Origin of the sequence: Streptomyces montanisoli (assembly GCF_017813245.1) — a bacterium.
GTDB classification, from domain to species: Bacteria; Actinomycetota; Actinomycetes; order Streptomycetales; family Streptomycetaceae; genus Streptomyces; species Streptomyces montanisoli.
In genome coordinates this window covers 55,757-69,582 of the sequence record NZ_JAGIQL010000012.1, presented here as the reverse complement: position 1 = coordinate 69,582, position 13,826 = coordinate 55,757, and the positions used below count along the sequence as shown (strand labels likewise).

Annotated in this window: 14 protein-coding genes; 4 read left to right on the top strand and 10 right to left on the bottom strand. The window is 73.0% G+C overall.

The annotated features are described in order from the left end of the window. The first annotated feature begins 212 nt into the window (after positions 1-212). A complete protein-coding gene (locus JFN87_RS05400; RefSeq protein ID WP_209338720.1) occupies positions 213-635 on the top strand; it encodes a hypothetical protein in 423 nt (140 codons plus the stop codon). 64 nt (positions 636-699) lie between these two features. After that, a complete protein-coding gene (locus tag JFN87_RS05395; protein WP_209338719.1) occupies positions 700-1,218 on the top strand; it encodes a hypothetical protein in 519 nt (172 codons plus the stop codon). Between the two features lie 34 nt (positions 1,219-1,252). Here the strand turns inward: JFN87_RS05395 and JFN87_RS05390 are convergent, their stop codons facing one another. Then, the gene (locus JFN87_RS05390; protein WP_209338718.1) at positions 1,253-3,247 is read right to left on the bottom strand and encodes an N-acetylmuramoyl-L-alanine amidase; all 1,995 of its coding nucleotides are present in this window, start codon (positions 3,245-3,247) and stop codon (positions 1,253-1,255) included. A gap of 387 nt (positions 3,248-3,634) precedes the next feature. Then, positions 3,635-4,477 carry a helix-turn-helix transcriptional regulator gene (locus JFN87_RS05385; protein WP_209338726.1) on the bottom strand — a complete coding sequence of 281 codons (843 nt, stop codon included), beginning with the start codon at positions 4,475-4,477 and terminating at the stop codon, positions 3,635-3,637. A gap of 179 nt (positions 4,478-4,656) precedes the next feature. On the opposite strand from JFN87_RS05385, the gene JFN87_RS05380 reads away from it, so the two are divergent. Beyond that, entirely contained in the window at positions 4,657-5,679 is a 1,023-nt protein-coding gene (locus JFN87_RS05380; protein WP_209338717.1) for an aldo/keto reductase, read from the top strand. A gap of 7 nt (positions 5,680-5,686) precedes the next feature. Here JFN87_RS05380 and JFN87_RS05375 read toward each other — a convergent pair whose 3' ends face one another. Continuing rightward, complete coding sequence (locus JFN87_RS05375; RefSeq protein WP_209338716.1) at positions 5,687-6,061, bottom strand: DoxX family protein; 375 nt, start codon at positions 6,059-6,061, stop codon at positions 5,687-5,689. A 219-nt stretch (positions 6,062-6,280) separates the two neighbouring features. On the opposite strand from JFN87_RS05375, the gene JFN87_RS05370 reads away from it, so the two are divergent. Then, positions 6,281-7,480, top strand: a complete 1,200-nt coding sequence (locus JFN87_RS05370; RefSeq protein WP_209338715.1) for an acyl-CoA dehydrogenase family protein — start codon at positions 6,281-6,283, stop codon at positions 7,478-7,480. 9 nt (positions 7,481-7,489) lie between these two features. On the opposite strand, the gene JFN87_RS05365 is transcribed toward JFN87_RS05370, so the two are convergent. From JFN87_RS05365 to JFN87_RS05335, 7 genes are all read right to left on the bottom strand, one after another. Continuing rightward, on the bottom strand, positions 7,490-7,864 hold the full coding sequence (locus tag JFN87_RS05365; RefSeq protein ID WP_209338714.1) for a VOC family protein: 375 nt from the start codon (positions 7,862-7,864) through the stop codon (positions 7,490-7,492). A 63-nt stretch (positions 7,865-7,927) separates the two neighbouring features. Next, positions 7,928-8,323, bottom strand: coding sequence for an ATP-binding protein (locus JFN87_RS05360; RefSeq protein WP_209338713.1), 396 nt, complete (start codon positions 8,321-8,323; stop codon positions 7,928-7,930). A 158-nt stretch (positions 8,324-8,481) separates the two neighbouring features. Beyond that, positions 8,482-9,837 (bottom strand): MFS transporter, encoded by a 1,356-nt coding sequence (locus JFN87_RS05355; RefSeq protein ID WP_209338712.1) that lies wholly within the window; start codon positions 9,835-9,837, stop codon positions 8,482-8,484. 40 nt (positions 9,838-9,877) lie between these two features. After that, on the bottom strand, positions 9,878-10,801 hold the full coding sequence (locus tag JFN87_RS05350; protein WP_209338711.1) for an amidohydrolase family protein: 924 nt from the start codon (positions 10,799-10,801) through the stop codon (positions 9,878-9,880). Positions 10,802-10,841: 40 nt separating this feature from the next. Beyond that, complete coding sequence (ligK, locus tag JFN87_RS05345; protein WP_209338710.1) at positions 10,842-11,525, bottom strand: 4-carboxy-4-hydroxy-2-oxoadipate aldolase/oxaloacetate decarboxylase; 684 nt, start codon at positions 11,523-11,525, stop codon at positions 10,842-10,844. Positions 11,526-11,581: 56 nt separating this feature from the next. Beyond that, a complete protein-coding gene (locus JFN87_RS05340; RefSeq protein WP_209338709.1) occupies positions 11,582-12,607 on the bottom strand; it encodes an amidohydrolase family protein in 1,026 nt (341 codons plus the stop codon). Next, positions 12,604-13,791, bottom strand: coding sequence for a 4-oxalomesaconate tautomerase (locus tag JFN87_RS05335; protein ID WP_209338708.1), 1,188 nt, complete (start codon positions 13,789-13,791; stop codon positions 12,604-12,606). The genes JFN87_RS05340 and JFN87_RS05335 overlap by 4 nt, the downstream gene beginning before the upstream one ends. Positions 13,792-13,826: the final 35 nt, after the last annotated feature.

Here is a 13,826-nt window from a genome sequence, read left to right as displayed (position 1 = left end):
CCCCCCCCCCCCCCCCCCCCCCCCCCCCTTTTTTCGAAGAGGAAGAGGGAAACCCGGTACCACGGAGGCTAGAGATCAGACGAGAGGTCTTCCGATCTCCCGCCTCGCCGGCGGACCCCGCGTCGCCGCCCGGGCCCGGGGGAACGAACGCTCCGAAGCGTGCGGCCGGCCCGGGCGTTGCCGCGCCGGCCGCGCACGATCCGCATCAAGCGGTGCAGGCGGCGGCGCGGGCCGGTCGGTTCGGCGAGGCGTCGGCCATAGCCGCCGCCTGGGAAAGCGCCGCGCTGCGCGGCCACGGGCCGGGATCCCCCGAGGCCGTGCACTGGATCGAGGTGCAGGCCGACATAGCCTGGCTGTCGCGCGACCCCTACCGCAGCTGCGAGCTGTGGCTGCGTGCCTGCGACGCGCGACTCGCGCTGCCGGGCGGCGCCGACGATCCCGCCTTCACGGAAGCCCTGGACCGCGCGCACCACCAGTGGAGCCGGGTCTCCGACGCGGCGCGTGCCGAGCGCCTCGCTCAGCACCTGCTGGCACTGCGCCACCGGGCGCCGGGACACCGCCCGGGCGCGGTGGCGAACATCGAGCAACGCCTGGCACGGCTGCGTGCCGGAGCGACGGGCCCGGCCGCCCGGTAGCGGTGCCAACGGCCGGGCCGCCGCCCGTCTGTGACGGGCGGCCACGAACCGGCATCATGGCGCCATGTCTCCCACCGAGCCGGTCGCACCGGCGGCACCCCGGCCGCTGCCCCCGCCCCGTACCGTCGCCGGAACGACCTGGCGGTGCGCGGTGACGCTGCTCACCGCGTGCGCGGCCGTCGGCGCCGCGGCGGCCGTCGACGCGCGGTTCCACATCGACGGGGCCACCGCCTCGCTGCCGACGACCGTCGTCGCGCTCCTCGTCGGCCTGCTCGTGGTCATGTGGCTGCGGGCCGCACAGGCGTGGCTCGCGGTGACGGCGCTCAGCGCCGACGTGTGCGGGCTGTCGGCCGCCGCCCTGCTGAGCCGTGGGGCCCTGCGCGGCGGGCACCCGCACGTCGCGGCGCTGACGGACGGTACGGCGGGGCGGCTGCTGTCGGCCTCCGCCGCTCTGGCGCTGGCCGTGCTGGTCGTCTCGGTCGTCTGGGCGGCCGTGCGCGGCCACCGCCGCCCCGTGCTTCCCGCGTCGGCACGAGGGATCGGGGCAGGAACCGGGACCGGGGCGGGGGCCGGTCAGGCGTGACCGGCCCCGCGCCCCTGCCTGCCTGCTACCTCACTTACCTCACTCGGTGCAGCGTCACGTCCGCCGCCTTCACGAAGGCCACGCGCTGCCCGAACTGGATCTCGTAGTACTGCTCCTGGCCCTTGACCCACGCCTGGTTCGAGGTGTCGAAGGTCGTCGAGTAGAAGTACTCGCCCGGCATCCGCCCGCCCACCACGTAGCTCTGCCCCGCGGGCAGCTTGTACTGCAGCGGCGTCTGCGCCTGCACCGGCACCCCCGCGGGGTACGCGGACGCCTCGGGGTAGGCCCTGCCGTACACGGGGATCGAGGAGAGGCCCGCGCGCGGCGTCGCCACGGTGGCCCGGGCCGGGACCGTGGCGGGCGCGGTGCGTGCATCGTGCAGCCAGGCCTTCTGGCCGAGGTACCAGATCGCTGTCCAGTCACCCTTGCGATCGGCGACCGCGTACTGCTGTCCCGTCGAGGCGCGTGCGCCCGTGTCGTTGACGTCCGTCGTGGAGCCACCGGTGGGATGCAGGCCGATGTCCTCGACGAGCGGGGCACTGTCGCTCGGCGCGGTGTGCAGCAGGACGGCGCTCGATCCGTGCGGCGCGCACGGTGTGCCCGCGCTCACGCAGCCCGTCAGCACCGGCTTGTTGTCGCGGTACGACGGATCGATGGTGACGGCCCCCGAGCGCCGACCCGCTGTCGGGTGGAACGGCGCCCTGAGCAGCCGGAAGTAGTGCGCCCAGTCCCAGTAGGGGCCGGGGTCCGTGTGCATGCCGGCCACCGTGCTCGGAACGGTGCCGGGTACACCGTCGTGCCCGATGATGTGCTGCCGGTCGAGCGGGATGCCGTACCGGGACGACAGGTAGCGCACGAGGGCGGCCGACGACCGGTACATCGATTCGGTGAACCAGGCGTCCGGGTCGGTGAGGAACCCCTCGTTCTCGATGCCGATGGACTTCGAGTTGATGTACCAGTTGCCCGCGTGCCAGCCGACGTCCTTGGTCGCCATGTGCTGCGCGATCGCGCCGTCGGACGACCGCACGGTGTAGTGCCATCCGAGGTACGTGGGGTCCTGTACGAGCCCGAGAGTGTCGTCCCAGGTCTCCTCGGTGTCGTGGATGACGATGTAGTCGATCGACGAGTCGTGCGGGCGGTCGGCGAGATCGTGGTTGCCGTAGTCGCCGGGGTTCGGGCCGTACTGCTCGTAGGGCGCCGGCACCCACGTGCAGGCGACCGACTTCGGGCACTCGGCCGTGCCGCCGCCGGACTCCGGCAGGCCGAGCGCGTCGACCTGCGCGGTGCGCGGTGCGACCGAAGGCCGCGCGGGAAGGGTGACGCGCTGCCCCTGGTCGGTCGTGCGGCTCTCGCCGGAGCGCAGTGTGGCGTACACGTTGCCGGCGAACCCGGCCGCCGCGGCCCGCGAGGAGGACCCGGCGTACCGGGCGACCGCGCCGTACCAGTCCGCGGGGTCGGCGCTGAGGGGTTGCCCGAGCGCCTTCTGGTCCGCCGCCAGCAGGGCCGCGCCGCCGGCGACGTTGGCGGCGGGGTCCAGGCGTACGCGGTCCTCGGGCACGCCGGTGAGGGAGGCGGCGCGTACCGCCGTCCTCAGTGAGGCGGGCACCTCGGCGGGCCTCGCCGGCGTGGCCGTCACGCTCTTCGGCCTGGCGGTGTCACCGCGCCCGTCACCGGCGGCCCGTCTGCCCGCGGCCCGGGCGTCCGTGCGCGACTGCGCCAGTGCCGTCCGCGAGTCGGTCAGGTGCATGGGCCCGTACCCGCCGGACACGCTGGGGGCTCCCGCGTGGGTGTCCCACCGGGACTCCATGTACGAGACGGCGAGCAGGACGCCCTCCGGCACGTGGTAGCGGTGGGCGGCGGATGTGAACGCCTGCTGGAGTGAACCGCTCTCGTGCGGCTGGGCGGCCGAGGCCGGCTGGGTGACGGCGAGCACGGGCAGCAGGGCCGCCGCCGTACCGGCCGTCAGGACCGTGCGCAGCACGGGCCGGCGCCCGGCTCTCGCACGCGCGGAGTGACGGTCTCGTCGCATGGGCAGCTCCTGGGGAGTGGAGGGATCGAACGCGCCGGCCCCAGGAGTACCCCCCGCGGAAACTGATCGTCAACTACCCGGGACACGGCGCGATTTTGCACGTCAGGGCGGGTGGATGACGTCTTCGGCGGGATGGGGCGTGTGGCCTGCGGGGCGTCAGTGGGCCATACCTGTGACGCCGTCGTGGGCACGTCCGCCAGCGCCGCGATGACGCGCTCGGGCAGCGGCCGAACCGGGGATCGGACGTGGCGTCCTTGACGTCGTCGTAGCGCGTGACGAGCCACGCGTGCCCCTCACCGAAACGCATCCGCGCCCGGGGCGGTCGTGCGCGGATGCCGCGCACCGCGTCACCCGCGCGGGGGAGGAGGCGCACGCGCCTGACGCTTCTCAGCCGCGGGTGAGGTCCTGCAGGCCGACCACGCGCAGCAGTTCGAGCCGCTCGCGGGACTCGCTGCCGGGCCGTGCGGTGTAGACCACCAGCCGCTGGTCGTGTTCCGGACTCAGCAGGACCTCGCAGTCCAGCTCGAGCACGCCGACGACCGGGTGCAGGAAACGCTTGACGTCGGTGCGGCGCAGGGCCACGTCGTGGGCGTCCCACAGCGCCGCGAACTCCTCGCTCCTGGCGCGCAGCCGGCGCACGAGCCCCGCGAGCCGCGCGTCGTCGGGCCGGGCGGCGAGCGTCGCACGCAGATCCGCCACCGCCACGCGGGCGGCGTGCTCGTGCTCCTCGGCCGGGAACAGCTCGCGTGCGGCCGGGTCCGTGAAGTACCGCCACACGACGTTGCGCTCGGCCTCCGGCCGGGCGGACGCGTCGCCGGCGAGCGCCTTGGACATCGCGTTCTGCGCGAGGACGTCGCCGCGGTCGCTCACCACCTGCGCCGGGGTGTCGGTCAGCCGGTCGAGGACGAGGAGGAGGCCGGGGCGCACATGGTCCGTGGCCGGCCGGTCCCGCGGCTCCACCTCGCCCGCCAGGTGGAAGAGGTGGTCACGCTCGTCGCCGGTCAGCCGCAGCGCGCGGGCGAGCGCGGACAGCATCTGGCGGGACGGGCGCGAGCCCCTGGCCTGCTCGAGCCGTGTGTAGTGGTCGGTGGACATGCCCGCGAGCTGGGCCACTTCCTCCCGGCGCAGCCCAGGGGTGCGGCGCCGTGCACCCTCCGGCAGCCCCACGTCGGCCGGGGCGAGGCGGGTGCGGCAGCGGCGCACGAAGTCGGCCAGCTCGGATCTGTCCATGCCCATGGACCCCACCATGCCCCGCCGCGCCGGGCGCAGCCAGGGAGAGCCGGTCCCCGGATGAACGCGTCTCTCCCGCCCGCGTCCGTGGCGCCGCACGCTGGAGCCGCCCGGCAAGATCGCCGGCGCCGCTCCCGCGCACGACCGGGACCGGCACACGCGAGGAAGGCACGGACCCCATGCAGTACCGCACTCTCGGCAGGACCGGCATCAAGGTCAGCCCCTACGGACTGGGCGCGCTGATGCTCGCCACGTCCATCGGCAACCCCGACCCCGCCGACTCCGCCCGCATCATCCACAAGGCGCTGGACGCCGGCATCAACCTCATCGACACCGCCGACTCCTACCGCGACTCCGAGGAGATCGTCGGCAAGGCGCTCAAGGGACGTCGCGACCGCGTCGTACTCGCCACCAAGGTGGGCCGCCCGATGGGCGACGACCCCAACCGGCGTGGCGCCTCCCGGCGCTGGATCGTCACCGCGGTCGAGGACTCCCTGCGCCGTCTGGGCACCGACCACATCGACCTCTACCAGATCCACCGGCCGGACCCGGACACCGACGTCGAGGAGACGCTGTCCGCGCTCACCGACCTGGTCCGCAGCGGGAAGGTCCGCGCGATCGGGACGTCCGGGATGCCCGCCTCCGACATCGTGGAGGCACAGTGGGTCGCCGAGCGGCGCGGCCTGGAGCGGTTCCACACCGAGCAGCCGCCGTACTCGCTGCTCGACCGCGGCATCGAGCGCGAAGTGCTGCCGACCGCCCAGCGCCACGGGATGGGCACGCTGGTGTGGGGCCCGCTCGGGCAGGGCATGCTCACCGGCCGCGTGCGCAGGGGCGAGGCGAACGACCTGCGCCGCGCGTCCCTCGTCAGGCACCTGGGCGACGAGCGCAGGATCGACGTCGTCGAGCGGTTCGTCGCGCTCGCCGGCGAGGCGGGCCTGCCGATGCCCCACCTCGCCATGGCGTTCACCATCGCCCACCCGGGCGTGACCAGCGCGCTGGTCGGGGCGCGCACGATGGGCCACCTCGACGACCTTCTCGCGGGCGCCGAGGTCTCGCTCGGCGACGACATCCTCGACCGGATCGACGCGATCGTGCCGCCCGGCACCGATGTGGGCCGGCTCGACCAGGCCTACGCGCCTCCCGCGCTCCAGCGCCCGGACCTGCGACGCAGGCCCGCCCGGGAGCGCGCCGCGGCCTGACGCGGGCTCAGCCGCGCGCGTCGCGGCTCGCCCGGATGGCCCACGCCACCAGCGGAGCCTGGAGCGGCAGGCGCGCGTAGGCAGCCGCCCTCATCGCCGCGGGCTTGTCCCGCCAGTCCACCGCCATCTGCACGTTCGCCGGAAGCACCGCGACGAAGAACCCCGCGGCGGCCAGGGAGGCGGCGCGCCGGGTGCGGGGTGCCGCGACCGCCGCGGCGAGGCCCAGCTCCACGGCTCCGCTGACGTACGTCCACGTGCGGGCCGAGCCGGGCAGCAGGCGCGGCACGGTGGTGTCGAAGGGGAGCGGCCTGGCGAAGTGCAGCACGCCGGCGCTGCCGAGCAGGCCTGCGAGCAGACGGGGCGAGCGCGGGGCGAGGCGCATCGGTACCTCCAGCGGGTCGGGTGGCGGGCCGGCGGCGCCGGCGCGGGATGCGCGGGCCCGGGAGCGGCCCGTGACCCGCATCAGGTTACTCACGGGTACCCGCGGCTCGGCGGCACGGTCCCGTCCGGGCGGGGACGGCCCGGCGTGCGCCGGAGGTCTGACGGGCGCGCGACGGGGTACCCGCGAGTAACCGGATCACTGGGAAGGACGGGCGCGCAGATGGCGGAGCGGCAGCACAGGATCGACCCCGCGGCGGTCGAGGGCGACTTCTTCCACGTCAGGGACCTGCTGGAGAGCGAGGAGCGCAAGAAGCTGGACCGGGTCAGGGACTTTCTGGTCGAGCGGGTGGCGCCGCGGGCCAACGAGCTGTGGATCGCCGGCGAGAGCCCACTCGACCTGCGCGACGAGATCCGTGAGCTCGACATCACCGGCACCTACGCGGACGACCACGACATCGCACCGCGCAGCTACCTCCTGACCGGCATGCTCGGCATGGAGATGTCCCGCGTCGACCCGTCGTTCGCGACGTTCTTCGGCGTCCACGCGGGGCTCGCGATGGGCTCGATCCGCGAGTGCGGCTCGCAGGAGCAGAAGGACCGGTGGCTGCCGCCGATGGTGCGCTGGGACAAGATCGGGGCGTTCGCCCTCACCGAGCCGCTGGTCGGCTCGGGCACGGCGCTCGGCCTGACCACCACGGCGCGGCGCGAGGGTGACACCTGGGTGCTGGACGGCGAGAAGAAGTGGATCGGCAACGCGACCTTCGCCGACCTCGTCGTCGTCTGGGCCAAGGACGTGGCCGACGAGCAGGTGAAGGGCTTCGTGGTGGAGAAGGGGACGCCCGGGTTCTCCGCGAAGGCCCTTCAGGACAAGATCTCGCTGCGCGGCGTGCAGAACGCGCACATCGTGCTCGACGGGGTCCGCGTACCCGAGGCGAACAGGCTCCAGCACGCGGACTCGTTCCGTGACACCGCGCGCGTGCTGAAGGTGACGCGAGGCGGGGTCGCCTGGTCCGCGACGGGCTGCGCCGTCGGCGCGTACGAGGCGGCGCGCGGCTACGCGGTGCGGCGCGAGCAGTTCGGGCGCCCCATCGGCTCCTTCCAGCTCGTCCAGGACCTGCTGGCGCGGATGCTCGCCAACATCACGGCCTGCCAGGCCATGGCGGTGCGGATGGCCAGGCTGCACGAGGAGGACAGGCTCGGCGAGGCGCAGGCCGCGCTGGCCAAGATGTTCTGCACCACGCGCATGCGGGAGACCGTCGCGTGGGCGCGTGAGGTGTTCGGCGGCAACGGGATCCTGCTGGAGCACGACGCCGCCCGCTTCTTCGCCGACGCGGAGGCCCTGTACTCGTACGAGGGCTCCCGCGACATGAACTCGCTCATCGTGGGCCGCGCGGCGACGGGTTACAGCGCGTTCGTCTGATACTCCGCCTCAACGCCGGCTCCCATGGCCTCCATGGCTGCCATGGCTCACCACGTTGACGACCCGGCCCTCGGGGTCGCGGACGAAGAAGCGCCGTACACCCCACTCCTCGTCGCACAGCGGGTGGACGATCTCGGCGCCCCGTGCGAGAACCGCCGCGTGGACGGCGTCCACGTCCTCCACCTCGATGCTGACGTCCGGTGCGACGGGGGCCGTCTCGTCGCGTGTCATGAAGCTGACCTGCGCGGTCGGGTTCGCGGGTGAGGCGAGCGTCGTGATCCAGCCGAGGTCCATCACCTCTTCGAGGCCCAGCAGGCCGTAGAACTCCTTGTTGCGTGCGGGCGACGCGGAGTTCAGGACGGGCACGACACGGCGGACGGACATCGGTACCTCCGGGCGGGGCGGCGCGGGATCGCGCCCGCAGCCTATGTGCCGAGGCGCGTCCCGTCAGCGGCCCACGCGGTGCAGCGGAAGCCGCGCCTGGATGGTCTTGCCCGACGCGTGCGGACGCACGAGCGTCGTGTGGGCGAGGCGGCACACCAGCGGCCACCCGAACCCGCCGGGCACGAGTTCCCCGGTGTCGCGTACGGAGGGGAGCCGCGTACTGCGATCGGTCACCTCGACGACGACGGAGCCCTCCTCGACGGTGACCGAGTACCCGGCCACGCCGCCGCCGTGGCGCACGGCGTTGGTGACCAGCTCCGAGACGACGAGCAGCACGTCCGCGGCCATGGTCTCCTGCACGGCGGGGTTCAGGTCGGCCAGGAGCGCGGCCGCACGATGTCTCGCCTCGGCCGCCCTCACCGTCTTCGTCGACCCGTCCGTCCCGCTCTGCCACGTCATCGCGGCCACCTCGCCCCGTCGCGCCTCATCCATCGCCCCTCACCCGCGCATCTCATGCGTTGCCCGGTGCAGCGGCTGCTGCAATGTATTCGGGGGGACGGGCCCCGGGGATTGGTGCGGGAGTCTTCCGCGCGCCGCGTGCCGTACGAGGCCGCGGCTCAGACCCCTACGGGCTGCTGCTCCTGAGGCGGGGCCAGGCGCGCCTGCCGGGTCTTCGGCCCGAAGAGGGCCAGCACGAGCGCGCCGAGCAGCCAGACGCCCGCGATGAACAGGAACACGCTCTGGTAGCCCGAGTGGTTGTACAGCGCCGCGATGATCAGCGGTCCTGCCGCGTTCGACAGCCGTCCGAGGCCGTAGGAGACGCCGGTGCCGAGCGAGCGGCCGTGCGTGTCGAACAGCTCGGGGGAGTACGCGTAGCCGAGCGCCGTGTACCCGCGCTCGAACAGGTTGACGAGGAAGCCGAAGATCACGATCAGTACCGGGTTGAAGGTCAGCCCGTACAGCAGGCCGCACACCGCGATGACCGAGCCGAAGCCCACCAGGCACCACTTGCGCTCGAACCTGTCGGTGACCAGCGACGCCAGGTAGGAGCCGAGCGGCGCGCCGACGGTGGTCAGCGCCACGAAGAAGATCGACTTACCGACGCTGAAGCCCTCCTTCGACAGCAGCGTCGGCGCGAAGCTCGAATAGCCGAAGAAACCGATGGTCTGCGTGATCCACAGGACCGCGAGCAGCGCGGTCGGCAGCAGGTACTTCTTCTGCAGCAAAGTGCGAAGAGGCGCCTTGGCCCGGGGCGCGGCCTCGACCGGCGGGGCCGGCTCGGGCAGGGGGCCCTTCTCGGCCGAGACCTCCGCCTCGATCTCGGCCAGCACGGCGTCCGCCCGCGCGTAGTCGCCCTTGTTCTCGTACCAGCGCGGCGACTCCTTCAGGCGCCGGGCGAAGAGCATGTAGAACATGCCGAGCGCGCCCCACAGGTACACCAGCCGCCACGACCAGTCGTTGAGCGGGACGACCGCGCTCGCGATCAGGTTGGTGACCGGGGTGCCGCAGATCCCGATGACGATCGCGTACGCCTGGTACTTGCCGCGCACGGCCGCCGGATACAGCTCGTTGACGTAGATGACGGCCACGACGGTCATGGCGGAAAGGCCCGCCGATGTCAGCACGCGGAAGACGCCCAGGGAGACGAGGTTCCACGAGAACACCGCCGCGAAGGAGAACACACCGAAGCACACCGTCGTGATGGTCAGTGCCTTCTTGCGGCCCCACCGGTCCGCGACCCAGCCGGCCGTGATCGAGCCGAGGAACATACCGACAAACGACAGGGAGGTGACGTAGGCGACCTGGTTGACACTGACGCCCCAGACCTTGACCAGGTGCGGAGCCGTGGAGGAGAAGCTGTTGATGTCCGCGAACTCGAAGAAGTAGGCGAACGAGACGGCCAGCAGGGTCATCCTGTGGAACCGGGACAGCGGTAGCCGGTTCAGCCGGTTCATCGCGTTGGAATGCTGCATCGTGGCACGGCCCTTGCGGAGGAAGGTGGATGGGAAGGGGTCAGACGCTCTCGTCGGGCCAGTACAGGCGCATCGGGTTGGCGACGAGCAGCTTGTGGCGCTGCTCGCCGGTCCGGGCGACCAGCGGTACGTAGTCCACCAGCAGGCCGTCGTCCGGCATGTGGTCCCGCAGGTTGGGGTGCGGCCAGTCGGTGCCCCACAGCACGGCGTCGGGGAACTCCTCGACGACCCGGCGCGCGAACGGCACCACGTCGGCGTACGGGTGGCGCTCGCCGTCGAGCGCGGCGGGCCCGGTGACGCTCAGCCGCTCCGGGCACGTCACCTTGACCATGACGTCGCCGCGTTCCACGAAGCGCAGGAAGCGGCTGAACTGCGGCCCGCCTACCGGCTGCGTGACGTCGGGCCGCCCGAGGTGGTCCACGACGAGCGGTGTGGGCAGCGAGGCGAAGAAGTCCTCGAGCTCGGGAAGGTCCGCGGCCTCGAAGTAGAGGACGATGTGCCAGCCGAGCGGCGCGATCCGCCGCGCCACCGCGGCGAGTTCGTCCCGCGGGGAGGCGTCGACCAGGCGCCTCAGGAAGTTGAAGCGCACACCGCGCACGCCTGCCGCGTCCAGCCTCGCGAGCTCCGCGTCGGTGACGTCCTCGCGTACGGTCGCGATGCCGCGTGCCCGCCCGCCGGATGCCTCGACGGCGTGCAGCATGGCGCGGTTGTCCGCGCCGTGGCACGTCGCCTGCACGACGACGTTGCGGCTGATGCCGAGGTGGTCGCGGAGCGCGAACAGCTGCTCGCTGCTCGCGTCGCACGGCGTGTACTTGCGTTCCGGGGCGTAGGGGAAATCGGCGCCCGGGCCGAAGACGTGGCAGTGCGCGTCGACGGTGCCCGGCGGGAGCGCGAAGGCGGGGACGGACGGGTCGCGGTACCAGTCGAGCCAGCCGGGGGTCTTGGTGAATGCGGGGTTGCTCATGGTTCTCCGTAAGTGGTCGGCGGGGCGGGCGCCCCGTCCGTCAGTCGACGTACCTGAGGCCCGCGGCGTCGAGCGGCCCGCGCATGCCGTACATGTCGATGCCGAGCTCGCCCGCGGCGAGCCGCCGGCGCTTGCCCTCCTCGGCGTCCTCGCGCCCGCGGGCCGCCTCCGCGACCTCGTCGAGGCGATCCGGCGGGACGACGACCACACCGTCGGTGTCAGCGACGACCACGTCGCCCGGGCGCACCAGCGCGCCCGCGCACACCACGGGCACGTTGACCGAGCCGAGCGTCGCCTTGACGGTCCCCTTGGCGTGGATCGCGCGGCTGAAGACGGGGAAATCCATCGCCTCGAGCTCCGCCACGTCCCGGCACCCGCCGTCGATGACCAGGCCGGCCGCGCCGCGGGCACGGGCGGAGGTCGCCAGCAGCTCACCGAAGAACCCGTCCTCGCTCTCCGTGGTGCAGGCGGCCACCAGGACGTCGCCCGGCCGCACCTGCTCCATCGCCACGTGCAGCATCCAGTTGTCGCCCGGCTGCAGCAGCACCGTGACCGCCGTCCCGCACAGCGCGGCGCCGCGGTAGACGGGCCGCAGGTACGGCCGCATCAGGCCGGTGCGGCCCATGGCCTCGTGCAGGGTGGCGACCCCGAACGGTGCCACCGCTTCGACCCTCTCGCGGGCCGGGCGGTGGACGGTGCGGTGGACGACTCCGAGTTCGTACATCGGGGGTGCTCCTCCTTGAGCGGGGTGGAACGGTGCGGCGTGCCTGCGCCGGGCGGTCAGCGGCCCTGCCGCCGCAGCAGGGCGTCGAGGCGCGGGTACACGGAACGCGCGTTGTGTTCCTGGACGGCGGCGAGGTCGCCGGGCGGCAGCCCCGCGGCGCGCGTGTAGCGGCGCGTGTCGTCGAAGTGGTGGCCGGTGGCGGGGTCGACGTCCCGCACGGCGCCGATCATCTCCGAGGCGAACAGGATGTTGCGGGTGGGGATCACGTCGAGCAGCAGGTCGATGCCGGGCTGGTGGTAGACGCACATGTCGAAGAAGACGTTGCCCAGCACGTGCTCTTCGAGCGGCGGCTTCCCCAGTGCCATCGCGAGGCCACGGAAGCGCCCCCAATGGTAGGGGACCGCCCCGCCGCCGTGCGGGATGATCAGGCGCAGGGTGGGGAAGTCGGCGAAGAGGTCACCCTGCACGAGCTGCATGAACGCGGTGGTGTCGGCGTTGAGGTAGTGGGCGCCCGTGGTGTGGAAGGCCGGGTTGACACTGGTGCTGACGTGCACCATCGCGGGGATGTCGTACTCGACCATCTTCTCGTAGAGGGGGTACCACGAGCGGTCCGTGAGCGGCGGGGCGCTCCAGTGGCCGCCGGACGGGTCCGGGTTGAGGTTGAGCGCCACCGCGCCGAGCTCCTCGACGCACCGGGTGAGCTCGGGCAGGCAGGTGGCGGGGTCGACCCCCGGGGACTGGGGGAGCATCGCGGCGGGCACGAACCGGTCGGGATAGAGCGCGGCCACACGGTGGCAGAGGTCGTTGCACAGGGCCGCCCACCGGGAGGACGTCTCGAAGCCGCCGATGTGGTGGGCCATGAAGGACGCGCGTGGGGAGAAGACCGTCATGTCGATGCCGCGCTCGTCCATCAGGCGCAGCTGGTTGCCCTCGACGCTCTCGCGCAGCTCGTCGTCGCTGATCGCGGGGCCCGCGGGGGAGGGCGCGGCGGCCGGGTCCGAGAGCGCGGCGACCTGCTGGTCGCGCCACGACGCCAGGGCGGGCGGTGCGGTGGTGTAGTGGCCGTGGCAGTCGATGATCATCGGCTCTCCTCCTGGGACGGCGTCGCGCCGTCGTGCGTGGTGCTGTGGGGGACCAGCACGTCGCCCGCCATGATCAGGCGCGCGGTGCGCAGCAGGGCCGAGCGTGTGACGTGCTGGGGGTCTGCGGGGTCGAGGCCGAGCACCACGCTGAACTCACCGGACGGGTGCTCCACGGAGACCGTGCCGTCCGCGCCGGCGGGCGCGGCGACGGCGTGGGCGACCGAGCCGTCGAGCACGCACGCCGTGGCCGCGGTGACCGCGGCCAGGACGCCGATCGAGGCGTGGCAGACGTGCGGGATGAAACTGCGCGTGCTGAGCGTCCCGCCGTGGGCCGGCGGCGCGACAAGCGTCATCTTGGGGTAGTTCTTCGCGGTGACGTCGCCGAGCCCCATCAGCTCGCCGCAGGCGAGCCGAAGCTCCTCGACCCTGGCCTTGAGCTCCTCGTCGGCGCCGAGGTCCGCGACGGACTCGTAGCCCGTGCGGCCGAGGTCGGCGGCGGCGACCACGACCAGCGGCTGGCCGTTGTCGACGCACGTGACGTCGACGGGGCCCGTCGATGCGGTCTCGACGCGGTCGCGGACGTTGCCGGTGGGCAGGAGCGAGGAGCACACCGAGCCCGCCGTGTCGAGGAAGTCGATCGTCACGGGGGCCGCCGTGCCCGGCACGCCGTCGATGTGCGTCGCTCCTGCGTACTCGACATAGCGGCCGTCGGGCCCCTCGGGGGTGGCGATGGTGATGTCCGCCGTGACCCCCGTGTTCAGGGTGAGCACCCGCGCGGTGGTGGTGTCACCCACCGGCGTGATCAGGCCCGACTCGACGGCGAAGGGGACCACGGCCGCGAGCATGTTGCCGCAGTTCAGCGTCGTGTCCACCACGTCGCTTTCGGGCTGGAGCTGCGCGAAGCGGAAATCCAGGTCCACGCCCGGGCGGCTGCCGGGCCCGACGATGCCGGCCTTGCTGGTGAGGGGGTGCGCCCCGCCGAGGCCGTCGATCTGCCGGGGATCGGGTGAGCCGAGGGCCGCCAGCAGGACGGCGTCGCGGGCGGCGCGGCCGGACGGCAGGTCGGCGGCGCGGAAGAACGGGCCGCGCGAGGTGCCTCCGCGCATGAACCAGCAGGGGATCGCGGTCTGGCCGCCACTACGGCGCGTACCGCCTGCCGGCCTGATGGACGTGGGCTGCGTCATTGCTCTCCCCTCGCTGGTGTGTTGAGCGTCAACTT

Excerpts from the sequence above, each read along its gene's own strand:
- JFN87_RS05355 (WP_209338712.1), bottom strand. The coding sequence starts at position 9,837 with ATGCAGCATTCCAACGCGATGAACCGGCTGAACCGGCTACCGCTGTCC.
- JFN87_RS05350 (WP_209338711.1), bottom strand. The coding sequence starts at position 10,801 with ATGAGCAACCCCGCATTCACCAAGACCCCCGGCTGGCTCGACTGGTAC.
- JFN87_RS05340 (WP_209338709.1), bottom strand. The coding sequence starts at position 12,607 with ATGATCATCGACTGCCACGGCCACTACACCACCGCACCGCCCGCCCTG.
- JFN87_RS05365 (WP_209338714.1), bottom strand. The coding sequence starts at position 7,864 with ATGTCCGTCCGCCGTGTCGTGCCCGTCCTGAACTCCGCGTCGCCCGCA.
- JFN87_RS05395 (WP_209338719.1), top strand. The coding sequence starts at position 700 with ATGTCTCCCACCGAGCCGGTCGCACCGGCGGCACCCCGGCCGCTGCCC.
- ligK (WP_209338710.1), bottom strand. The coding sequence starts at position 11,525 with ATGTACGAACTCGGAGTCGTCCACCGCACCGTCCACCGCCCGGCCCGC.
- JFN87_RS05385 (WP_209338726.1), bottom strand. The coding sequence starts at position 4,477 with ATGGACAGATCCGAGCTGGCCGACTTCGTGCGCCGCTGCCGCACCCGC.
- JFN87_RS05370 (WP_209338715.1), top strand. The coding sequence starts at position 6,281 with ATGGCGGAGCGGCAGCACAGGATCGACCCCGCGGCGGTCGAGGGCGAC.
- JFN87_RS05390 (WP_209338718.1), bottom strand. The coding sequence starts at position 3,247 with ATGCGACGAGACCGTCACTCCGCGCGTGCGAGAGCCGGGCGCCGGCCC.
- JFN87_RS05380 (WP_209338717.1), top strand. The coding sequence starts at position 4,657 with ATGCAGTACCGCACTCTCGGCAGGACCGGCATCAAGGTCAGCCCCTAC.
- JFN87_RS05335 (WP_209338708.1), bottom strand. The coding sequence starts at position 13,791 with ATGACGCAGCCCACGTCCATCAGGCCGGCAGGCGGTACGCGCCGTAGT.
- JFN87_RS05375 (WP_209338716.1), bottom strand. The coding sequence starts at position 6,061 with ATGCGCCTCGCCCCGCGCTCGCCCCGTCTGCTCGCAGGCCTGCTCGGC.
- JFN87_RS05360 (WP_209338713.1), bottom strand. The coding sequence starts at position 8,323 with ATGACGTGGCAGAGCGGGACGGACGGGTCGACGAAGACGGTGAGGGCG.